The organism is Pandoraea sp. ISTKB (assembly GCF_001721285.1).
Lineage (GTDB): Bacteria > Pseudomonadota > Gammaproteobacteria > Burkholderiales > Burkholderiaceae > Pandoraea > Pandoraea capi.
Genome location: NZ_MAOS01000001.1, coordinates 413,006 through 434,010, shown reverse-complemented (window position 1 = coordinate 434,010; position 21,005 = coordinate 413,006). Strand labels below are relative to the sequence as shown.

20 protein-coding genes are annotated in these 21,005 nt (G+C 64.6%); 12 read left to right on the top strand and 8 right to left on the bottom strand.

The features are described from left to right. Positions 1–10: 10 nt before the first annotated feature. The 7 genes from A9762_RS01895 (at position 11) to phnE (ending at position 7,736) form a co-directional block, all read left to right on the top strand. Complete coding sequence (locus tag A9762_RS01895; protein ID WP_069340323.1) at positions 11–1,993, top strand: monovalent cation:proton antiporter family protein; 1,983 nt, start codon at positions 11–13, stop codon at positions 1,991–1,993. A gap of 115 nt (positions 1,994–2,108) precedes the next feature. Continuing rightward, positions 2,109–2,660: an adenine phosphoribosyltransferase gene (locus A9762_RS01890; protein ID WP_083253540.1), complete on the top strand. Its 552-nt coding sequence runs from the start codon at positions 2,109–2,111 to the stop codon at positions 2,658–2,660. 210 nt (positions 2,661–2,870) lie between these two features. After that, positions 2,871–3,485, top strand: coding sequence for a LysE family translocator (locus A9762_RS01885; RefSeq protein WP_069340322.1), 615 nt, complete (start codon positions 2,871–2,873; stop codon positions 3,483–3,485). A 114-nt stretch (positions 3,486–3,599) separates the two neighbouring features. Then, positions 3,600–4,355 carry a DeoR/GlpR family DNA-binding transcription regulator gene (locus A9762_RS01880; protein WP_069340321.1) on the top strand — a complete coding sequence of 252 codons (756 nt, stop codon included), beginning with the start codon at positions 3,600–3,602 and terminating at the stop codon, positions 4,353–4,355. Between the two features lie 528 nt (positions 4,356–4,883). Beyond that, positions 4,884–5,759: a phosphonate ABC transporter ATP-binding protein gene (gene phnC / locus A9762_RS01875; protein ID WP_069340320.1), complete on the top strand. Its 876-nt coding sequence runs from the start codon at positions 4,884–4,886 to the stop codon at positions 5,757–5,759. A gap of 104 nt (positions 5,760–5,863) precedes the next feature. Further along, positions 5,864–6,832, top strand: a complete 969-nt coding sequence (gene phnD, locus A9762_RS01870) for a phosphonate ABC transporter substrate-binding protein (RefSeq protein WP_069340319.1) — start codon at positions 5,864–5,866, stop codon at positions 6,830–6,832. A 97-nt stretch (positions 6,833–6,929) separates the two neighbouring features. Then, positions 6,930–7,736 carry a phosphonate ABC transporter, permease protein PhnE gene (gene phnE / locus A9762_RS01865; protein ID WP_069340318.1) on the top strand — a complete coding sequence of 269 codons (807 nt, stop codon included), beginning with the start codon at positions 6,930–6,932 and terminating at the stop codon, positions 7,734–7,736. A gap of 69 nt (positions 7,737–7,805) precedes the next feature. On the opposite strand, the gene A9762_RS01860 is transcribed toward phnE, so the two are convergent. From A9762_RS01860 to phnG, 8 genes are all read right to left on the bottom strand, one after another. After that, positions 7,806–8,669 (bottom strand): hypothetical protein, encoded by an 864-nt coding sequence (locus A9762_RS01860; RefSeq protein WP_139133021.1) that lies wholly within the window; start codon positions 8,667–8,669, stop codon positions 7,806–7,808. Positions 8,670–8,971: 302 nt separating this feature from the next. After that, complete coding sequence (locus A9762_RS01855) at positions 8,972–10,117, bottom strand: alpha-D-ribose 1-methylphosphonate 5-triphosphate diphosphatase (protein ID WP_069340316.1); 1,146 nt, start codon at positions 10,115–10,117, stop codon at positions 8,972–8,974. 17 nt (positions 10,118–10,134) lie between these two features. Next, a complete protein-coding gene (gene phnL, locus A9762_RS01850) occupies positions 10,135–10,839 on the bottom strand; it encodes a phosphonate C-P lyase system protein PhnL (protein WP_069340315.1) in 705 nt (234 codons plus the stop codon). Positions 10,840–10,955: 116 nt separating this feature from the next. Continuing rightward, positions 10,956–11,726, bottom strand: coding sequence for a phosphonate C-P lyase system protein PhnK (gene phnK / locus A9762_RS01845; RefSeq protein WP_069340468.1), 771 nt, complete (start codon positions 11,724–11,726; stop codon positions 10,956–10,958). 50 nt (positions 11,727–11,776) lie between these two features. After that, positions 11,777–12,616 carry an alpha-D-ribose 1-methylphosphonate 5-phosphate C-P-lyase PhnJ gene (locus A9762_RS01840; protein WP_240493418.1) on the bottom strand — a complete coding sequence of 280 codons (840 nt, stop codon included), beginning with the start codon at positions 12,614–12,616 and terminating at the stop codon, positions 11,777–11,779. 104 nt (positions 12,617–12,720) lie between these two features. Further along, a complete protein-coding gene (locus tag A9762_RS01835; RefSeq protein WP_083253538.1) occupies positions 12,721–14,004 on the bottom strand; it encodes a carbon-phosphorus lyase complex subunit PhnI in 1,284 nt (427 codons plus the stop codon). Continuing rightward, positions 14,004–14,648 (bottom strand): phosphonate C-P lyase system protein PhnH, encoded by a 645-nt coding sequence (gene phnH / locus A9762_RS01830; protein ID WP_069340312.1) that lies wholly within the window; start codon positions 14,646–14,648, stop codon positions 14,004–14,006. Before phnH ends, A9762_RS01835 begins: the two co-directional genes overlap by 1 nt. Next, a complete protein-coding gene (phnG, locus tag A9762_RS01825; protein WP_083253537.1) occupies positions 14,649–15,140 on the bottom strand; it encodes a phosphonate C-P lyase system protein PhnG in 492 nt (163 codons plus the stop codon). It abuts the gene before it with no gap. A 93-nt stretch (positions 15,141–15,233) separates the two neighbouring features. Between phnG and phnF the strand changes: the two genes are divergently transcribed. From phnF to A9762_RS01800, 5 genes are all read left to right on the top strand, one after another. Next, positions 15,234–15,995 carry a phosphonate metabolism transcriptional regulator PhnF gene (gene phnF, locus A9762_RS01820; RefSeq protein ID WP_069340311.1) on the top strand — a complete coding sequence of 254 codons (762 nt, stop codon included), beginning with the start codon at positions 15,234–15,236 and terminating at the stop codon, positions 15,993–15,995. Continuing rightward, entirely contained in the window at positions 15,992–16,747 is a 756-nt protein-coding gene (locus tag A9762_RS01815; protein WP_083253536.1) for a DUF1045 domain-containing protein, read from the top strand. The genes phnF and A9762_RS01815 overlap by 4 nt, the downstream gene beginning before the upstream one ends. Further along, positions 16,744–17,316 carry a phosphonate metabolism protein/1,5-bisphosphokinase (PRPP-forming) PhnN gene (gene phnN / locus A9762_RS01810; RefSeq protein WP_069340310.1) on the top strand — a complete coding sequence of 191 codons (573 nt, stop codon included), beginning with the start codon at positions 16,744–16,746 and terminating at the stop codon, positions 17,314–17,316. Before A9762_RS01815 ends, phnN begins: the two co-directional genes overlap by 4 nt. Positions 17,317–17,543: 227 nt before the next feature. Beyond that, positions 17,544–20,051, top strand: coding sequence for an FAD-dependent oxidoreductase (locus A9762_RS01805; protein WP_069340309.1), 2,508 nt, complete (start codon positions 17,544–17,546; stop codon positions 20,049–20,051). A 97-nt stretch (positions 20,052–20,148) separates the two neighbouring features. Beyond that, complete coding sequence (locus A9762_RS01800; protein WP_069340308.1) at positions 20,149–21,000, top strand: NUDIX hydrolase family protein; 852 nt, start codon at positions 20,149–20,151, stop codon at positions 20,998–21,000. The last annotated feature ends 5 nt before the right edge of the window (positions 21,001–21,005 follow it).

The following is a 21,005-nucleotide window of genomic DNA, read 5'->3' as shown; positions in this document are numbered from 1 at the left end:
ACCCTAGCTGATGGCATCGCCGCTCGAACTCACTCTCGTCCTGTTGTTTGCCGCCTGTGTCGGGGTGGTGCTGTTTCGCATGCTCCATCTGCCGCCGATGCTGGGCTATCTCAGCGTGGGCATCGTCATCGGCCCGCATGCGCTGGGTCTGGCCTCGGATTCGCAACGCGTGCAGTACCTGGCGGAGTTCGGCGTCGTTTTCCTGATGTTCTCCATCGGCATCGAGTTTTCCTTACCCAAGCTTAAAAGCATGCGGCGGGTGGTCCTCGGACTGGGCGTGTCTCAGGTCCTGGGGACATTGCTCGTGGCCGTCGGGCTGGGCGCGCTCGTCAACCTCTTCTGGTCGTTCTCCTGGCAGGCGTCGGTGGCGCTGGGCGGCGCATTGGCCATGTCTTCGACGGCCATCGTCACGAAGATGCTGGCCGAGCGGCTCGAACTGGAGACGGAGCACGGCCGCAACATCATGGGCGTGCTGCTGTTTCAGGATCTCGCCGTGGTGCCGCTGCTGATCGTGATCTCCGCGCTCGGCGGCAACTCGAAGGCGCTGGTGCTGGCGCTGTCGCTCGCGGCGCTCAAGATCACGGGCGCGCTCGCGCTGCTGCTGTGGCTGGGCCAGAAGCTGGTCGGCCGCTGGTTCCACATCGTGGCGGCGCGCCGCTCGCAAGAGCTGTTCATGCTGAATCTGCTGCTGCTCACGCTCGGACTGGCTTACATCACGGAGCATCTGGGGCTGTCGATGGCGCTGGGCGCATTCATCGCGGGCATGCTGATCGCGGAGACGCCGTTTCGCCATCAGGTGGAAGACGACATCAAGCCGTTCCGCGACGTGCTGCTCGGCCTGTTCTTCATCACGACCGGCATGCTGCTCAACCCGACCATCGTGCTCAAGCAACCGTTGCTCGTGTTGCTGTTCTTCGTCGGGCCGCTGATCGTCAAGTTCACCCTCATCGCCGGTCTTGCGCGTTTGTTCGGCAGCCCGCCGGGCACGGCGATCCGCACCGGTCTCGGGCTTGCGCAGGCGGGTGAATTCGGTTTCGTGCTGCTCAATCTGGTGATCGACCGCAATTTGCTCGACCCGTCGCTCTCGCAGGCGGTGCTCGCGGGCATGCTGCTCTCAATGCTGTGCGCGCCGTTCCTCATCATCAACGCCGATCGCATCGCGCTGCGCTTCGTTGCGAACGAATGGATGATGCAGTCGTTGCAGATGACCAAGATCGCCACGCAGAGCATCAAGACCTCGGGCCACGTCATCATTTGCGGCTACGGCCGGTGCGGTCAGAACCTGGCGCGCATGCTCGAACAGGAGGGCATCGGCTATGTGGCGCTCGACCTCGACCCCGACCGGGTGATGGAAGCCGCCAGTTCCGGCGAGACGGTCGTGTTCGGCGATGCGGCGCGGCGCGAGGCGCTTGTCGCGGCGGGGATTCACCGCGCGGCGGGGATCGTGGTGACATACGACAGCACGCCGGCGGCGCTCAAGGTGCTCGCCCAGGTGCAGGCGCTGGAGCCGACGCTGCCTGTGGTCGTGCGTACCGTCGACGACACGCATATCGACGACCTGATCGCGGCCGGGGCGACTGAAGTCGTGCCGGAGATCGTGGAGGGCAGTCTGATGCTCGCGTCGCACGCGCTGGTGCTCATGGGAGTGCCGATGCGTCGCGTGTTGCGCCGTGTTGCGCAGGCCCGTAACGAGCGCTACAGCCTGCTGCGCGGCTACTTCCACGGGCTGGACGACGAGGACGAAGACGGCGAACGCGAGCAGGTGCGTCTGCAATCGGTGCCGCTCACGCTCAATGCCGACGCGGTGGGCCGCACGCTCGGCGAGCTTCGTCTCGACAAGCTGGGCGTGACGGTCACGGCCATCCGCCGACATGGCATTCGCGGCGTGGAGCCGGTGGCGGAGACGCGTCTGATGGCGGAGGACATCGTCGTGCTGCGCGGTTTGCCCGACAAGCTCGACGAAGCGGAAATGCGGCTGCTCGGGCGGCAATAGTCAGGATTCGTCAGGAATCGTCGGTAATCGTCAGCAATACGGGAATCGATAGGGACACCGGGCCTTTTTGGCATAATGTGGCGTGTTCCCTATCAGTACCCAAAGAAGGATCCCCGTGCAGATCGACGAGTCCCCTGCCGCCTATATCAAAAGCCAGATCCGCACCGTGCCGGACTGGCCCGCGCCCGGCGTGCAGTTCCGCGACATCACCCCGTTGCTCAAGAACCCGCGCACCTTGCGCGTGCTCATCGATGTGTTCGTGCATCGCTACATGGCGCAGCGGCCTGACTACATCGCGGGTCTCGACGCACGCGGCTTCATTCTCGGCTCGATCCTCGCGTACGAGCTGAACATCGGATTCATCCCCATTCGCAAGAAAGGCAAGCTGCCGTATCAGACAGTTGCCGAAGAGTACGAGCTGGAATACGGCAGTGCGACGGTCGAGATTCATGCCGACGCTTGCGGTCCCGGCGACCGAGTGTTGCTCATTGACGATCTGGTCGCCACGGGCGGCACGATGCTCGCGGGCAAGAAGCTGCTGGAGCGGCTCGGTGCCACGGTCATCGAAGGCGCGGCCATCGTCGACTTGCCGGAACTGGGCGGATCGCGCCTGATTCGCGACGCCGGTCTGGAGCTCTTTTTGCTGTGCTCGTTCGAAGGGCATTGAGTCGTGCCTGCCCCGGCCATGGCCCGGGGCATGCCTTGATCATTGCCCGGGTTACCGCCTTGGTTATGGCCTTGGTTGTCGCCGCAGTTATCGCCGAAGTTATCGCCGCAGTTATCGCAATACCCAACCCAGACGCTGTCTCCTGAAACTGCCGCTGGCTGGCGATTTCGCTGCCGAACTCGCCTCCGGCCCCACGATCTGAACGCTCCGATGCCCAATCTCTGGTTGTTCCTGCTGACCTCGGTGGCGATCACGCTCGCGCCGGGCCCCGACAACATGCAGGTCATTGCGCGCGGCATCGCTCAGGGGCGTCGTGCGGGGCTGGCGGCGGCTGCCGGTTTCACGTTCGGCTGCCTCTTTCACACGACGATTGCCGCCGTCGGTCTGGCAGCGGTGCTGCGCTCATCGCCGTGGGCATTCGAGGCGATCAAGCTGACCGGTGCGGCGTACCTGATCTGGATCGGCATCAAGGCACTGCGTGCACGCGGGGCGCTGACGCTGGCAAACGACGCCACGCCGCAGCCGCTCATGGCCGTATTTCGCCAGAGCGTGTTCGCGAACATGCTCAATCCGAAGGTCACGCTGTTCTTCCTCGTATTCCTGCCGCAGTTCGTGAGCGCCGACGCGGCGCACCCGGGCTGGCAGATGCTGTTGCTCGGCCTCGTGTTCATGGGGCAGACCATCGTCGTGTTCAGCGCCTACGGCTGGTTCGCAGGCGTGCTGGGCACGTGGCTCAAGCGTCGTCCCGGCGCGGGGCGCTGGCTCGACCGCGTGGCCGGCGCGATCTTCATCGGTCTGGGATTGCGCGTCGCGTTGCAGGGGTAAGGCAGTGTGCGCTCGCACTCGCGACGCATCTGCCGCGTCTGCTGGATCTCCCGGGTGCTGAAGTCCGGTCCTCAAGAATTCGCAGTTCAATCGTTTCACTGACATTGTCCGATCATGCTCGCCGAACAACGCCAACAATACGTGCTCGAACAACTCGCCAAGACCGGAGCGCTCGCCATCAGCGATCTGGTGCGGGAGTTGGGTGTCTCGCGCGAGACCGTGCGACGCGACCTCAATACGCTCGCCGCCCGTGGATTGCTGCTCATGACGCACGGCGGCGCACTGGCCGCTGATCGCAGCGAGCCCGACTGGACGCTGCGCGAGAACGTCAACGCCGTGGGCAAGCGCGCCATCGGCGTGCGCGCAGCGGAACTGGTGCCCGACGGCGCGTCGGTGATCATCGACTACGGCACGACCACCCGTGCCGTGGCCCAAGCGCTGCTCTCGAAGCATCGCCTGCGCATCTACACGAACGACTGGCAGATCGCGCGTTTGCTCGGCCGTCATCACGACAACCGGGTCACGCTGCTCGGCGGCGAGTTGCAGGACAACGAAGACGCCGTGCAGGGCTGGGACGCCATCAACCAGATCGCCCAATACCATGCCGACTTCGCCTTCATCGGCGTCGGCGGCGTGACGGAAGACGGTGGCATCACCGACTTCAACCGGGCGGCGGCCGAACTGCGCGCGCGCATGTTGCTGTGCGCGAACGTCTCCGCCGTGGTCGCAGACCATACCAAGTTCGGACGTGTCACCCCGGTGCGCATCCGCCATTTCGAGGCCGCGCGCTACCTCATCAGCGACGCCGCCCCGCACAAGAGCATGCTGGCCCAACTGCGTGCGCGCGGTCCGGAATTGCTGATCGCCTGACGCTGGCCGACGCGCGCCAACGCGCCGCAACCCGCCAGAATCTCGCCACCGGCGAGCGCGCCATAGGTCGCCACACCACGCCACACGTCGCCAAGACGTGTGCGCTTCACCGCAAAAGTCTCGTCGTCTATACCTTTTGGGAAGCCTTGCGGCGCGGCCTTTTGCTGCCGTTTCTCCAGTCAATACACGTGCGACGGTTTTTCGGAAATATGTAGACAAAGTGCCTTCGTCGCTCGACGAACGGCGCCGCACAATCTCATCCCTCCTGACGGTCCCGTCGGCGTTACGAAGCCCATCGTGCGCCCGGAAATATTGGCAACTCGTTGAGTAGATAAGGGTTTTCGCCATCCCGGAAAAAGCTGGTCGATTGTCACTGTGTTGTCATCCGCGCTTTTTAGACTGCGTTCACTTTTGGCACAAATTGCCACAAAACAGCTAGTCGAGCGATGCGGCACCGACACCCCGGGTGGGGATGTCGCCAGCCACCGGGCATCGGGGCCGACCGGCAATCTGACTGACAGGTGAACCGTGGACGAAGCGATTCGAATCGAGCGACTGACCAAGACTTTCGGCAGCGGCCGACGTGCTCTGGACGAAGTGGCGCTCAAAGTCATGCCGGGCGAAATGGTCGCCCTGATCGGGGCGTCGGGCTCTGGCAAGTCGACGCTGATGCGTCACATTGCGGGCTTTGTCCCGGCCGACCAGCAGCCGGGCAGCATCGAGATTCTCGGTCGCCCGATTCAGCGCGACGGACGCATCGTGCGCGAAGTGCGCCAGATCCGCCGCGACATCGGCTTCGTCTTCCAGCAGTTCAACCTCGTCGGCCGTCTGCCGGTCATCACCAACGTGCTGACGGGTCTGCTCGCCCGCGTGCCGCTGTGGCGCAGCCTGATGTTCCGCTTCACGTCGGCCGAGCGTCAGGCCGCACTGACGGCGCTCGCGGAAGTCGGCATCGCCGATCTGGCGTTCCAGCGCGCGAGCACGCTTTCCGGCGGTCAGCAGCAGCGCGCGGCGCTCGCTCGCACGCTCGTGCAGGGCGCAAAGATCATTCTCGCGGACGAACCGATTGCGTCACTCGATCCGGAGTCGGCACGCAAGGTGATGGACATGCTCGCGCGCATGAATCGCGATCACAAACTTACGGTCGTGGTCTCGCTGCACCAGGTGGACGTTGCCATGCGTTACTGCGTGCGCACCGTCGCGCTGCATCAGGGCCGCGTGGTGTACGACGGTCCGTCGTCGGCGCTCACGCCGGACCTGCTGCGTCGCCTGTACGGCGTGCAGGCGAGCGAGTTGCTCAACGAGTCGACGGACGAAGCGGAAGGCACCGCAGGCGACGCCAGCGCGAAGCCGGCCGAGGCCGAAGCGCCGTTCCTGACGTCGATGTCGCTGAGCCTTTCCTGAGCCTCGCGTGCGTCTTACCTTTTTCGTCTCAATACGTCTCAACCGCCTCAAACCGTCGTACTTAAGCCTTAGCCAAGGCCTTATCTGACCAGGAGCTTGCTCTCATGAAATTGTGGAAATCCCTGCTGGCCGGCGCGGCCATGATCGCCTCGGTGGCGGTGGTACACGCGCAGGAAATCAACTTCGGCATCATCTCGACCGACTCCAGCGCCGCGCTGCGCCAACGCTGGCAGCCGCTGATCGACGATATGGAGAAGCAAACGGGTCTGAAGGTGACGCCGTTCTTCGCCACCGACTACGCCGGCGTGATCGAAGGCATGCGCTTCAACAAGGTGCAGCTCGCGTGGATGGGCAACAAGGGCGCAATGGAAGCCGTGGACCGCTCGCAAGGCGAAGTCTTCGCGAAGATCATGTACGCCGACGGCACCGAGGGCTACTACTCGCTGCTGATCTCGAACGCATCGAGCCCGTACAAGACGCTCGACGACGTGATCAAGAACGGCAAGAAGATCAACTTCGGTCTGGGCGATCCGACCTCGACGTCGGGCACGCTGGTGCCGGGTTACTACGTCTTCGCCAAGAACAACATCGATCCGCGCACGTACTTCAAGACGGCGCGCAGCTCGAACCACGGCGCGAACCTGATGGCGGTCATCAACAATCAGGTGGACGTGGCGACCAACAACACCGAAGAGCTCAACAAGCTCGAAGCCACGCAGCCGGAGAAGGCCAAGCAGGTTCACGTGATCTGGAAGTCGCCGCTGATCCCGTCGGACCCGCTGCTGTGGCGCAAGGACTTGCCGGACGGCACGAAGAAGAAGATTCGCGACTTCTTCCTCGCTTACGGCAAGGACGCGCACGAGAAGGAAGTGCTCAAGAACATCTACAACTACGGCGGCTTCCGCGCCTCGTCGGATGCACAACTGCTGCCGATCCGTCAGCTCGAACTCTTCAAGCAGAAGGTGCAGCTTGAGCAGGACGCCAACGTCGATGCAGCCAAGAAGAAGACGCAACTGGCCGATCTCGACGGCAAGCTGGCGGCGCTCGACAAAGAACTGAGCAAGACGAAGTAAGCAAGGCTTGTGATGACAGACGGTCGACCGGCAACGGTCGGCCGGCTTAATTTCCTCACCGGCGGTGTCCGAGCCGGTACGACACGTGGTACTCGACATGAACACCAGCGCATCTATTACTGCCAATGGCCGACTGCCGGGCGAGCCGCCCAAGCGTTCGTGGCTCTCCCTCATCAGCTGGGGCATCTTCTTTCTGGTCCTGGTGTGGTCGTGGAGCGGCGCCGACATGCGCCCGCTCGATCTGATTCGCGATTCGGGCAATATGAGCCAGTTCGCGCACGATTTCTTCCCGCCCGACTTCCACGACTGGCGGGTGTACGTCCACGAGATGATCGTGACGATTCACATCGCAGTCTGGGGCACGGCGCTCGCGGTGGTGTGTTCGATTCCGATGGGGTTGCTCAGCGCGTCGAACATGGTGCCGGCGTGGGTCTACCAGCCGGTGCGTCGCGTGATGGACGCTTGCCGCGCGATCAATGAGATGGTGTTCGCGATGCTCTTCATCGTGGCCGTCGGTCTCGGTCCGTTCGCCGGTGTGCTCGCGCTGTGGGTGCACACGACGGGCACGCTTTCGAAGTTGTTCGCCGAGGCGGTCGAAGCGATCGATCCGCGTCCGGTCGAAGGCGTGCGTGCCACGGGCGCTCGCGCTATCGACGAGATTCTGTACGGTGTGCTGCCGCAAGTCATGCCGCTGTGGATTTCGTACACGCTGTACCGCTTCGAGTCGAACGTGCGCTCCGCGTCCGTGGTGGGCATGGTCGGCGCGGGCGGCATCGGCGTGGTGCTCTACGAAGTGATCCGCAGCTTCCAGTACGCGCAGACGTGTGCGGTGATGGTCATCATGGTCATCGTCGTGACATGCATCGACGTCTTCTCGGCGCGCGTGCGCAAGATGGTGATCTGACGTGTCGCAAGTGGTGTCGTAGCGGTTGTCGTGTGGAAATGAGAAAGGGCGCCTCCGCGCCCTTTCTTGTTATTTGCGGGGAGGCAGTATGTCCGTGGTGCCAACGATGAACCGCATCTGTGCCGGGGGGCCTCCTTCCGGCACCATATACGCGAAGAGTTCCGCGACGATATGAATGTCGTTGAGTTCTCCGTCCTCATAATGTCCGGTGTAAGCCGCCGGATCGAGGGTTGCACTGAACGGGTTTTCGCCAAGGTCATGGGCGTCGAACTGCCGCACGGTGATCAGCTTGCGGGTCCCGTTTTCGGTGTACCCGTAAACGACAAAGCGGACGGTGGCTTCATGGAACGTCTCCATGTTTTTCACACGATCGAGCGTGGCAACAAGGCCATTCGGAAAAGCTTCCGGGTCTATCGGTTCACCAAACGCGAGACCTTCATAGAGGATCGGTGAAACCTCGAGAAATGGATGGATGCGGAAACTGGTGGGGGGGCTCGCGAAGGACTCGCCGTCAGGAAATACCGCATCGAAGTCCACAACCACGTTCTTGCCGATGGCTGGCTGGAACCATGCGTTAGGCATCTCGATATGAACGTTGGGTGGGATGACGTCGAAGTAGGTATAGCGTGTCTCGTGGGTGGCGCCGCCCTCGATGGCAGCGCGAACGATGAATTCCGTACCGCTGGGAACGAAAGTTGCGTCGACGATCGCGTAGAACGGTGCGCCATTTTCGAGACTTTCTGCGGGCATTAGCCTGCCCCAGGGCGGTACGTCGTCGAGAATGCGAGGCAACGCGGGAGGGTCAAATGCGTAGGCGATCAAAGGCGCCGTGATTTGCGACGGATCTCCTTTGCCCTGAGGGTCTCTTCTGTTTGGATGGAGCGAACGATTCCACTGAGACAAGAACGTGCCTCTGATTCTGCGCGATGCCATGCCAGGCCTCCTGTGCCGTTAGACTCCCCGCTCGTGGCGTCATGCGTGTCACATTCGCAGGCAGGAAAGCCGGATCGTGCCGGATGCACGTCGTGCGTCTCCTTTGGCCTTAGTGTAAAAACGACGTTTCGCGCGCTTCAAGCTGTCAACCCTGACATTGACAATGGCGGCTCGCTCGCCTATCGCGAAGGTCTATCTCGATGTGCGCACCAAAGTCAAAAGGGTGCCGAAGCACCCTTTTGACTTGCGAGTATCCGAGGCGTCGCACGCCATCGGCGGATTTGCCGCCGTGTATGTCGATGTCAAGCGATGCGCTGCCCGACCATATACGTCTCACGCGGAATCGGCGGCATGCCGGGGCGGGTCGCCACGCGCACCATGTCGGCGCGCAGACCCGGTGCGATGCCGCCGCGATCCGTCAGGCCGGCCGATTGCGCCGGGTTCCACGACACCGTGCGCATGGCCTTCGACAACGTCCAGCCGCAGTCGGCATGATCGTTGTGCAACTGGAACGCCGCTTGCAGCAGACTCGCCGGCACATAGTCCGACGACAGGATGTCGAGCACGTCGTTGCGCGCGAGTTCCTCGGCCGCCACGTTGCCCGAGTGCGAGCCGCCACGCACCACGTTCGGCGCCCCCATGATCACGCCGATCGACTTCTCGTGCGCTGCGCGGGCGGCCACCAGCGTCGTCGGGAATTCGGACAGCGCCACACCGTCGCGCTCGGCTTCTTCCACGTGTTCGAGCGACGTATCGTCGTGGCTCGCGAGCGGCAGGCCACGCGCACGGCTCATCTCGACGATGGTGCGACGATGCGGGATCGCATACTTCTCCTGCTGTGCCTTCAGATCGGCGAGCATTGCGTCCCATTGCGCGTCGGGCACCTTACCGTTGCGCTCGTGATATTGACGATGCAGCACCGGATCGTGCCACTGACGCTGTCCCGGCGTGTGATCCATCACCGACACCAGACGCAGCAACGGGTGATCGCACATGTCGGCAAACGTGTCCGCCGCGTCCTGCGTGGCGATCTCGCAGCGCAGATGCAGAAAGTGATCCGCACGGAAGAGCCCGGCGGCAATCGTGTCGAGCAGCGCCTGACCGCACTCGGCCTGCACCTTGCGGCTGCGCAGACCGGAGGCGTCGCGCTCGCCGATCACCAGCGAATCGAAGACGGTGGTGATGCCGGCGGCGGCGACCTGCGCGTCGTGAATGGCGAACGCGGCGTGCGTGTTCCAGTACACCCCGGGGCGCGGCGCCAGATGTTTTTCCAGGTTGTCGGTATGCAACTCGACCAGACCCGGCACCAGATAGTCGCCTTCCCAGTCGATGGCCTCAGCGGCCTGCGTAGTGCCTTCTTCCACCGAGTGGACGAGACCCTCGCGCACTTCTACGACCCCTGTGAAGGTGGTATCGGGCGTGACGATGCGAGCATTCTTGATAAGCATGGACAAACTCCGGGGGATCAATGAGCGGGACGAAGCACGGGACGCATGGCGAGCGTGCGCGTCGCCACTTCGTCGCGGGTCGCCTCGTCGTGGAAGATGCCCACGATGGCGCTACCCGCGGCACGGGCTTCGGTAATCAGTTGCGAGACCACGGCGCGGTTCTGGGCGTCGAGCGACGCGGTCGGCTCGTCGAGCAGCAGCACGGGGGCGGCGGCAATCAGCCCGCGCGCGATGTTGATGCGCTGTTGCTCGCCGCCCGAGAACGTCGCCGGTGCAAGGGTCCAGAGGCGCTCGGGAATGTTCAGGCGCGCGAGCAGGTCGCGCGCACGTCCCGTCGCATCGGCTTCGCCGTGGCCCAGACGACGCAGCGGTTCCGCCACAATGTCCAGCGTGCTCACGCGGGGAATCACGCGCAGAAACTGGCTGACGTAACCGAGCGTCGAGCGACGCACGGACAGGACTTCGCGCGCGGTGGCGGTCGTGATGTCGACCCAGCGCTCGCCTTGACCGGCATCGTGACGAATCTCGATGCGGCCTTCACCGGCGAGGTAGTTGCCGTACAGACAGCGCAGCAGCGTGCTCTTGCCCGAGCCCGAAGGGCCGACGAGCGCGACACATTCGCCGCGTCGCACCGTCAGATCGATACCTTCGAGCGCGGGAATCGCGGCGCCGCCCTGCGCGTGCAGGCGGAAGGTCTTGTGCAGGCCCTGCGCCCGCAGCATGACGTCGTCCTCGCGCGTGCCGAGCGTGAGCGCTGCACCGCCGAGCGAGGCGGTGGAAGGGGCGGAAGTCGCCGAAGTGGTCGAGGTGGCCGACGGCGTGAATTGAGTTCCGGAGTTCATACGGGCAGCACCGAGGAGACCAGCAATTGCGTATAGGGATGTTGGGGATCGTCGAGGACCTGATCGGTCAGCCCGGCTTCGACCACGCGACCCGCCTGCATCACGATGAGACGGTGCGCAATGAGTCGCGCCACACCGATATCGTGCGTGACGATGATGGCGGCAAGATGAAGGCGCTCCACGAGCGAGCGCAGCAGGTCGAGCAGACGTGCCTGCACCGAGACGTCGAGACCGGCGGTCGGCTCGTCCATGAACACCAGACGCGGTTCGGTAACCAGATTGCGCGCGATTTGCAGACGCTGTTGCATCCCGCCGGAGAACGCGCCGGGCATTTCGTCGACCCGTGACGGATCGAGCTCGACCTGCGCCATCCAGTGACGCGCCTTCTCGCGAATGTCGCCGAAGTGACGCGCGCCGACCGCCATCAGACGGTCGCCGATGTTGCCGCCGGCGGAGACGTTCATGCGCAGTCCGTCACGTGGGTTCTGCTCGACGAAACCCCACTCGGTGCGCAGCAGGCGGCGCTTGTGCGCTTCGTCCAGTACGCACAGATCGTGCAGCGTGCCGTCGGTGCCGCGATAGTGCAGCGAGCCCGCGTCGATCTCGTGGCGCAGCGCGAGGGCGTTGAGCAACGTCGACTTGCCCGAGCCGGATTCGCCGACGACGCAAACCACTTCACCCGGCCACAAGTCGAAGCTCACGTCGGCACAGCCGATGCGATCGCCGTAATGCTTGCCAAGCCCTGCGACCTGAAGCAGCGGCAGCAGCGGCTCGTCCAGCGGCGCTGCGGCGCGCAGTGCCGTATCAATGACCGCGTTCATGCGTTCTCCTTTGCGGCTTTCGACGCGTGGGCAGCATGCGCAGCATCGGCCATGCTCGCCGATGCACGATCACCGCAGTAATCGCTGTCCGAGCACACGTACATGCGCGTGCCTTCGTCGTCGGTGATGACTTCGTCGAGGAAGCTGTCGGTCGCACCGCACAGGGCGCAGTGCGCGTCCCACTTCTGGATCTCGAACGGGTGGTCGTCGAAGTCGAGACTCTCGACCGACGTGTACGGCGGAATCGCGTACAGACGTCGTTCGCGTCCCGCACCGAAGAGTTGCAGCGCCGGGTTCATATGCAGCTTGGGGTTATCGAATTTCGGAATCGGTGACGGCGACATCAGGTAACGACCGTTGACGATCACCGGATAGTCATAAGTCGTGGCGATCGCGCCGTGACGCACGATGTCTTCGTACAGACGCACGCGCATGAGGCCGTACTCGCCGAGTGCGTGCAGCTTGCGCGACTCGTTGATGCGCGGCTCCAGGCGATACATGGGTTCGGGCATCGGCACCTGAAACACGAGAATCTGACCGTCGTGCAGCGCAACTTCGGGAATGCGGTGACGCGTCTGGATGACGGTGGCTTCCGACGTCTTCGTCGTGGTGGCCACGCCCGCCGTGCGCGCAAAGAAGCGGCGGATGTTCACGGCGTTGGTCGTGTCGTCCGCGCCCTGATCGATGACCTTGAGCGTGTCGTCCGAGCCGATCACGGCGGCGCTGACCTGAATGCCGCCCGTGCCCCAGCCGTAAGGCAGCGGCATCTCGCGGCTGCCGAACGGCACCTGATAGCCGGGAATCGCCACGGCTTTGAGCAGGCTGCGGCGAATCATGCGTTTGGTGTGCTCGTCGAGGAACGCGAAGTTGTAGCCGTCGGTGGTGGCCGATGCGCTCCGGGTCGCGGTGTCGGGGGTGTCGTGCAATGTGGCGGCGTGGTTCATGCTGCCTCCTGAGTGTTCTGGACGGCAGGCGCGGTGATGCTGCCCTCGGTCCGGGTTCCTTCGGTGCCGGTGTCGTTGGCATTGCCTTCGTCGGCACGGCTGCCGTCAGTCGGTGTGCCGTACTTCGCCGCGTGCTCGGCGCGCAGGCGGCGCACCAGCTCCAGCTCGGCCTGGAAGTCGACGTAGTGCGGCAGCTTCAAGTGCTGCACGAAGCCCGACGCTTCGACGTTATCGCTGTGGTACAGCACGAATTCCTGCTGCTGCGCGGGCGAGTTGGCTTCGTCGCCGAGTTCCTTCGTGCGCAGCGCGCGGTCGACGAGCGACATCGCCATCGCCTTGCGCTCGTTGTGACCGAAGGCCAGTCCGTAGCCTTGCGTGAACTGCGGCGGCGTTTCCTGATTGCCGCCGAACTGCGTGACCATCTGGCATTCCGTCACGGCGATTTCGCCGATGTCGATGGCAAAGCCGAGTTCTTCCGGCTCGATTTCAAGCGAGACGTGACCCAGACGAATCTCGCCCGCGAACGGGTGGTCGTTGCCGTAGCCGCGCTGCGTCGAGTAACCGAGCGCGAGCAGGAAGCCTTCGTCGCCGCGCGCGAGGTTTTGCAGACGCGCCGTGCGCGATGCCGGCGTGAACAGCGGGGAATGCACGAGGTCGTGCGGTTCGGGATCGCTGCTGTCGGTGCTCAGCGCTTCGAGCAGGCCGTCGCGCTTCATGATGTCGGTGATGCGCGTCGTGGCTGCGATGGGCGGCACGTCGGGGATGTCCGACGCATTACCCGTGGCAGCCGGTGCTTCAGTCGCGACGCGCGAGTGTGCCGACGTCGACACGTTCGTCATGTCTCCCGGCAGTGGGGCGTCCGACGTTTCTCCCTCTGCCAGCAGCGCGAAGTCGAGCAGACGTTGCGTGTAGTCATACGTCGCGCCGAGCACCTGACCGCCGGGCACGTCCTTGAACGTGGCGGAGATGCGACGCGACAGGCGCATCGCGGCCGTGTCGATGGGCGTCGTGGTGCCCAGACGCGGCAGCGTCGTGCGATAGGCGCGCAACAGGAAGATCGCTTCAACGAGATCGCCTGCCGCCTGCTTGATTGCGAGTGCCGCGAGCGTTTCGTCGTACAACGCGCCTTCGCTCATCACGCGGGAGACGGCAAGACGCATCTGTTCACGGATTTGCGTCACGGTGAGCGCGGGGACGTCGGGATTGCCGCGTCGCGCCTTGGCGAGCAGGTCCCACGATTGTTCGATGGCGCGCTCGCCACCTTTGACTGCGACGTACATCAGCAAACCTCCACGTGCGTAGTGCGCGGCAACCCGAGCACCGAGTCGCCTGCGACGATCAGCAGATCGAGACCGGCGGGAAAGCGCGGTGCAAGGGCGGCGCGGGCCTGCCAGAAGGCCGCCGTCAGACCGCCGACGGTGACATCCGCGTGTGTCTGAATACCGGGACCGCGCAGGCGCAGACGCAGCGCGTCGTTATTCGTGTCGCCTTCATGACCCTCGTGAAGCGCGGGCACGTCGACGATCAGCGTGGCGCTGTGTTCCGGCGACTCGGCCGTGCCGAACGCGAAGCGCTCCAGCGCCGGGCAGTTGGCGGGATCGGTGAGCAAAGCGAACTGGGCCGTTGCCAGCCCCGCTTCGCCGCCGAGCAGCGGCGCGCCGGTGTGAAAGCGCAGCGCGCTCGACACTTCGCCGAGCGGTGCCTGCAACCACACCGGCGTCGTGGCGTCTGCCAGCGCAAGGAGAATGGCGCGTGCCGCGATGCTGGCTTCGTCGCTGTGGGCGAGCCGCCCGCCGACACTGCGCAACTGGCCGGGGCGCGCGAGCGCATCGAGCACCGCGCGGAAGACGCCCTGCGCGTCGTGGACAGGATCGTCGAAACCGGGTTGCAGATCCGACCAGTCGGGAATCGTTGCCGTCAGCATTCAGGCCTCCCGGACCATGGTGAAGAACTCGACGCGGCTGGCAGCGGCGTCGGCATCGTTCTGCGCTGCGGTGGCAGCGAGACGTTCGGAGATGGCGGTGAGCGCACCGGCCGCGAGCACACTGCGGTGCTGGGGCATCTGCATGAGCGCGTCCAGACGCGCCACGCGCACCGCACGCTCGGCATCGCGGCCGAGCACGTAACCCGTGCCGACCACGCCGTCCTGCTGACGCAGCGTGCAACGCGTGACGGTCGTCTCGCCGAGGTTGAAACGGTCGCCGCTGCCGCCTACGCGGCCCTGCACCAGCACGAGGCCGGTCTGCGGCGCACGCAGCCAGATGAAGGACGGGGCGTCGGGGCAACGGGCGATAGCGGCGTCGAGTTCGTCGCGCGTCGCGCGTGCAAACAACGCAAGCCACTTGGCGCGGTCGGTCCGCTGTTGCGGGGCGCCGCCGTCCTCGTCACGCGTTGTGTCGGAAGATGTGATTGGCATAATTGTCTAGTCGTATAGACGTGTGTATGATCGCAATAACTTCAGTGGGGTACTGCTCGCGGCCTCATTACAACTTTCCGGGGTGTCAATTTGATGACAGCACAACTCGAACGGGGCGGCGGCGTTGCGGTCTGGCGGCAGATCGCCCAGATCCTTGCTACGGAGATCGGCGAGCGCCGTTACGGCGAAGGCCTGCCGGACGATCGTCTACCGAGCGAGACGGATCTCGCGGTCCGTTTCGGTGTGAATCGCCATACCGTGCGACGCGCCATCCTCGGGCTCGCCGAGCAGGGGTTGGTCAACGTCGAACACGGTCGCGGCACGTTCGTGCAGGCGGCCGCGATCGGTTACGTGATCGGGCGGCGCACGCGCTTTACCGAGAACCTCTCGCAGAACAACCTCAAGACGGCGCAGCAGATCGTCTCGGCGCACAAGCTCAAGGCAGAGGGCAGCGTGGCGAAGGCGCTCGGGCTGCGTGTCGGCGCTCCTGTCTATCGACTGGAACTGACGCGGCGCAGCCTCGACCCGCAAGGCATCGAACTGCCGCTCGCGTACAGCGAGAACTGGTTTCCCGCGACGCGCTTTCCCGATTTTCCCGATGTCTTCGCGCAGCACGAGTCGATCAGCGCTGCGCTCGCCGTCTTCGGTGTGAAGGACTACACGCGTCGCGAGAGTCGCATCGGCGCACGCATGCCCGATGCGGACATCGCGCGGCACCTTGGGATCAACCGTCAGCAACCGGTGCTGAGCGTGGAAAGTACAGATGTGGACGAAGCGGGCAACCCGATCAAGTACGGGATTGCCTACTTCCCGGCAGACCGCATGCAACTCGTAGTGCAAGGAGGGACGCAATGAGCGAGGTGAGCACAATGACGAGCACGCTCGATTTGAACGTCGCGCGCTTTGCGGTGTACTACGCGCCGCCACCGGGCTCGTGCTGGTGGAACGAAGGCAGTCGCTGGCTCGGCCGCGATGCCATCACCGGGCGCGAGCTGCAAGCGCCGAACGTCACCGGCCTGTCGCGCGCGCTGCATGACCTGAGCGTCGACCCGCGTCGCTACGGCCTGCATGCCACGCTCAAGGCGCCGATGCGACTCGCACCGCAGGCGCAATTGAGCGATCTGGCGGGCATCGCCATGGCGGTGGCCGCACGTCACGCGCCGTTCGATCTGGTCGTGCATACGGACGTGATCGGCACGGAGAATGGCAAGCGCGCGGGTTTCGTGGCGTTGCGTCCGAAAACCGGGAGCGATGGCGAGAAGGCCGTCAACGCGGTGGCGGCCGACTGCGTCGAAGCGTTCGACGCCTTGCGCGCGCCGCTCACCGACGCTGAACTGGCCCGACGCAATCCCGAATTGCTGACGTCCCGGCAACGCGAATACCTCGCGCAATGGGGCTACCCGTACGTGTTCGACGAGTTCCGTTTTCATGTGACGTTATCGGATCGCGTCGATGCCGCCGATGCCAACGTCATCACCGACTGGTGGCAACCTCGCGTGGACGCCCTCGGACCGATGCGCGTCGACAGTCTCGCCATCTTCGTTCAGCCGGCGCCGGGCGAGCCGTTCCACGGCTTCGAGCGTTTCGCTTTCGGGAAAGTCGCATGAATCACGCACGTCTGTACTACGTGATGGGGCCGTCCGGCGCGGGCAAGGATTCGCTGCTCGCGTATGCGCGCGCACACCTCGACGGCGCGTCGACGAGCGACGTGCCGGTGCTCTTCGCGCATCGCTACATCACGCGTCCCCCGTCGGAAGGCGAGAATCACGTCGCCTTGTCGCACGGGGAGTTTGCGTTGCGGCATTCGCTGGGATGTTTCGCGCTCGACTGGGAGAGCCACGATTGCCGCTACGGCATCGGGATCGAGATCGATGCATGGTTGGCTGCGGGGGCGAACGTCGTCGTGAACGGCTCGCGTGCGTTTCTCGCGCAGGTGGTCGCCCGCTATGGCGAGCGGTTGCATTTGGTGGAGATTCGCGTCGATCCGGCGGTGCGCGCCATGCGTCTGGCCAGCCGGGGGCGCGAGACGGGCGATGCACTCGACAAGCGGGTTGCGCACAGCGTGTCGTGGACACCGCCCGACGGCATCCCGTTGTCCGTGGTCTCCAACGACGGGGCGCTGGCTGAGGCGGGGGATCGTCTTATCGCTTTGCTGACGAAGCAGCACATCGGCTGATGGCGAGACCGGGATAGGGCATAGGGGATAGGGCGCAATGCCCCGTCCGCCGGGCGTGTCGCTTCCATGACGGCGATGTGAATGTGGCATCGTGTGTCGTAATTTTGCAAATTATTGCAAAGTGCGCACACTTTGCGTAACCTTCACTTCACCGCATACGACATTGCCCGACCGGCGCGCTGCGACGTCACGTTCGCCGCTGGCACGGGCGCCTCCCGGAGCCTCCCATGTCATCAGTTCTGCCCACTCATGCCCGCGTCGTCATCGTTGGCGGCGGCATCGTCGGTTGTTCCGTCGCGTATCACCTTGCCAAGCTAGGTTGGTCGGATGTCGTGCTGCTGGAGCAGGGGCAGTTGTCGTGCGGCACGACGTGGCACGCCGCGGGGCTCGTCGGTCAACTGCGTTCGCAGGAAAGCATGACGAAGCTCATCCGCTATTCCACGAAGCTCTACAGCGAGCTGGAAGCCGAGACGGGGCTGGGAACGGGCTGGAAACAATGCGGTTCGCTGTCGGTGGCGCGCAGCCACGAGCGCATGACGCAGCTCAAGCGCACGGCGGCCGTGGCGCGCGCCTACGGCGTGCAGTGCGACGTGATCTCGCCGCGCGAAGCCGGTGAACTGTGGCCCGTGATGCGAACCGACGATCTCGTCGGCGCCGTATGGCTGCCCGGAGACGGCAAGGCAAATCCGACCGATCTCACACAGGCGCTCGCGCGCGGTGCGCGCAGCCGTGGTGTGCGCATCGCCGAGAACACCTGTATCACGCAGATTCATACCGCGTCGCCGAATGGCATTCCCACGGTGACCGGCGTGTCGTGGCGCAACAAGGCGGGCGAGAGCGGACGCATCGACGCCGAGATCGTCGTCAACTGCGCGGGACAGTGGGCGAAAGCCGTGGGGCGCATGTGCGGCGTGACCGTGCCGCTGCATTCGGCCGAGCACTACTACATCGTGACGGAGCGGATCCCGGGCGTGCACACCGATCTGCCGGTCATGCGCGATCCGGACGGCTACATCTACTTCAAGGAAGAAGTCGGCGGTCTCGTGATGGGCGGTTTCGAGCCGAACGCCAAACCGTGGGGCATGAACGGCATTCCCGAGAATTTCGAGTTTCAGTTGCTGCCTGACGACTGGGATCAGTTCGAAATTCTCATGGAGAACGCGCTGATCCGCGTACCGGCGCTGGAGACCGCGCAGATTCGCCAGTTCTACAACGGCCCGGAATCGTTCACGCCGGACAACAACTTCATTCTCGGTGAAGCGCCCGAACTGCGGAATTTCTACGTGGGCGCGGGCTTCAACTCGATGGGCATCGCCTCGGCCGGCGGGGCGGGCATGGCGCTCGCCGAGTGGATCGTCGCGGGCGAGCCGACGATGGATCTCTGGCCGGTCGACATCCGCCGCTTTGCAGGCTTCAACGGCAACGACACGTGGCTGCACGATCGTGTGAAGGAGACGCTCGGCCTGCATTACGCCATGCCGTGGCCGAATCGCGAGCTGGATACCGCACGCCCGTTCCGTCGCTCGCCGCTCTATGCGACGTTGCTCGCGAAGGGCGCGTGTTTCGGCAGCAAGATGGGATGGGAGCGGCCGAACTTCTTCGCGCCGTCGCCGGAGCAGGCGAGCATCGAGTACAGCTTCGGTCAGCAGAACTGGCACCCGTGGAGCGCGGCGGAGCACCGGGCCTGTCGGGAGGCTGTCGCGCTGTTCGACATGAGTTCGTTCTCGAAGCTGCTCATCAAAGGCCGCGACGCAGAGCGCGTGTTGCAAACACTGTGCAGCAACGATGTCGCCGTGCCGCCGGGACGCACCGTCTACACCGGCATGCTCAACGAGCGCGGCGGCTACGAATCGGATTTCACGCTGACGCGTCTCGCCCCCGACCGATACCTGCTGGTGACGGGGTCGGCGCAAACCACGCGCGACATGGATTATCTGGAGCGTCGCATCGAGGGGATGGCTGGCGTGGCGGGCATCGATGGTGATCCCCATTGCACCGTCGTCGATGTCACGGGCCAATACGCCGTGCTGGCGCTCATGGGGCCGCACTCGCGTGCGCTGTTGCAGCAAGTCTCGAAAGCCGACTTCTCCAACGAAGCCTTCCCGTTCGGCACCAGCCGCGAGATCGATCTCGGCTACGCCACGGTGCGCGCGACCCGTCTGACTTACGTCGGCGAACTCGGCTGGGAGTTGTATGTGCCGGTCGAATTCGCCGTCGGTGTCTACGAGACGCTGCATGCGGCGGGCCAGGCGTTCGGATTGAAAGACGCGGGCTACTACGCCATCGACTCGCTGCGCATCGAGAAGGGTTACCGCGCGTGGGGACGGGAACTGACGCCGGACACGAATCCCGTCGAGGCCGGGCTGACGTTCGCATGCAAGCTCGCGAGCGGCATTGCCTTTACCGGACGCACGGCCGTCGAACTTGCCAAATCCAAGGGCGCGCGACGTCGGCTTGTCAGCGTGGCACTGGACGAGGCGAGCGACAAGATACTGTGGGGCGGGGAGGCGGTGCTGCGCGACGGGCAGCCGGTCGGGTTCATCTCCTCGGCTGCGTTCGGTCACACGATCGACGCGCCCGTCGGCCTGGCGTTCCTCACGAACCCGGACGGACCGGTGACGGCCGATTACGTCGAGACCGGCCGTTACCAGATCGATCTTGCCGGGGAACTGCTCGACGCGCGGGTGCAGTTGCGTGCGCTGTACGATCCGAAGGGCGAGCGCGTGAAGGCGTAGACCCCTGCCACAGGCGAACTCGCCGCCGCTTCTGTAAAATGCCGCTTTTGCCTCGTTTTCGCGCGCCGGGGTCTGGCGCGCGTCCGGTCTCTGACGTATGTCTTTTGCTTGTATTGCGGCGGCGCGCCGCTTCGACGACCGAGCGCATCTGCCGCTCGTGATCGGCTCGCAGCGTTATGGGTGGATTCGCCGTAGCGACGTCGAGTCGCTGTGCCGTTGGCCCGACGTGTTCGAGATCAGCTCGCTTGCGGTGCGGATTCATCCGCGTCACGACTCGTGCGAGGCCCGCACGGCGGCGCTTGCGCCCGTGATCGAGACGCTCGCCGCCGAAGGCCGCATCACTGGCTGGCGCAACGAGCGTTACGCCATTCGGCAGCGTCTCTACGACACGCCGCTCGCCTGGATCGAGCGGGCTGCCTCGCGCTTTTTCGGCACGCGCACGTTCGCCGTGCATGTGAACGGTTACGTGCCGGCGCGGTTCGTCGGCGAAGCGCCGAAGATGTGGATTGCGCGACGCAGCGTGCTCAAGGCGACCGATCCCGGCTGTCTCGACAACGCGGCGGCGGGCGGTATCGGCAACGGCATTGGCGTGGGCGACACGCTCGTCAAGGAGTGCTGGGAAGAGGCGGGAATTCCGGCGTATCTGGCGAACGAAGCGCGGCCGGGCCGCACACTGCACATCCTCGCGGAGATTCCGGAGGGCGTGCAGTCCGAGCAGATTTTCGTCTACGATCTTGCGCTGCCGCGCGGTTTCGTCCCCGAGAATCAGGACGGCGAGGCGAGTGCGCACTGGTTGTGCTCGGCCGGGAACGTGCGCGATGTGATCGCCAGCGGCAAGATGACCGTCGATGCGAGCCTCGCGAGTCTCGACTTCCTGTTGCGTGAGGGCGCAATTCGCGCGAAGGATTGCGCCGGGATCGAGGCGCTGTTCAAGCCAGCGGACGAGTAGCCCCA

Bases quoted from the DNA above. Each gene is read 5' to 3' on its own strand.
- phnL (WP_069340315.1), bottom strand. From the start codon at position 10,839: ATGCTGCGGGCGCAGGGCCTGCACAAGACCTTCCGCCTGCACGCGCAG.
- phnN (WP_069340310.1), top strand. From the start codon at position 16,744: ATGAATCACGCACGTCTGTACTACGTGATGGGGCCGTCCGGCGCGGGC.
- phnE (WP_069340318.1), top strand. From the start codon at position 6,930: ATGAACACCAGCGCATCTATTACTGCCAATGGCCGACTGCCGGGCGAG.
- phnF (WP_069340311.1), top strand. From the start codon at position 15,234: ATGACAGCACAACTCGAACGGGGCGGCGGCGTTGCGGTCTGGCGGCAG.
- A9762_RS01800 (WP_069340308.1), top strand. From the start codon at position 20,149: ATGTCTTTTGCTTGTATTGCGGCGGCGCGCCGCTTCGACGACCGAGCG.
- phnH (WP_069340312.1), bottom strand. From the start codon at position 14,648: ATGCTGACGGCAACGATTCCCGACTGGTCGGATCTGCAACCCGGTTTC.
- A9762_RS01860 (WP_139133021.1), bottom strand. From the start codon at position 8,669: ATGGCATCGCGCAGAATCAGAGGCACGTTCTTGTCTCAGTGGAATCGT.
- A9762_RS01880 (WP_069340321.1), top strand. From the start codon at position 3,600: ATGCTCGCCGAACAACGCCAACAATACGTGCTCGAACAACTCGCCAAG.
- phnG (WP_083253537.1), bottom strand. From the start codon at position 15,140: ATGCCAATCACATCTTCCGACACAACGCGTGACGAGGACGGCGGCGCC.
- A9762_RS01895 (WP_069340323.1), top strand. From the start codon at position 11: ATGGCATCGCCGCTCGAACTCACTCTCGTCCTGTTGTTTGCCGCCTGT.
- A9762_RS01805 (WP_069340309.1), top strand. From the start codon at position 17,544: ATGTCATCAGTTCTGCCCACTCATGCCCGCGTCGTCATCGTTGGCGGC.
- A9762_RS01840 (WP_240493418.1), bottom strand. From the start codon at position 12,616: ATGATTCGCCGCAGCCTGCTCAAAGCCGTGGCGATTCCCGGCTATCAG.
- A9762_RS01835 (WP_083253538.1), bottom strand. From the start codon at position 14,004: ATGTACGTCGCAGTCAAAGGTGGCGAGCGCGCCATCGAACAATCGTGG.
- A9762_RS01855 (WP_069340316.1), bottom strand. From the start codon at position 10,117: ATGCTTATCAAGAATGCTCGCATCGTCACGCCCGATACCACCTTCACA.
- A9762_RS01885 (WP_069340322.1), top strand. From the start codon at position 2,871: ATGCCCAATCTCTGGTTGTTCCTGCTGACCTCGGTGGCGATCACGCTC.
- A9762_RS01815 (WP_083253536.1), top strand. From the start codon at position 15,992: ATGAGCGAGGTGAGCACAATGACGAGCACGCTCGATTTGAACGTCGCG.
- phnD (WP_069340319.1), top strand. From the start codon at position 5,864: ATGAAATTGTGGAAATCCCTGCTGGCCGGCGCGGCCATGATCGCCTCG.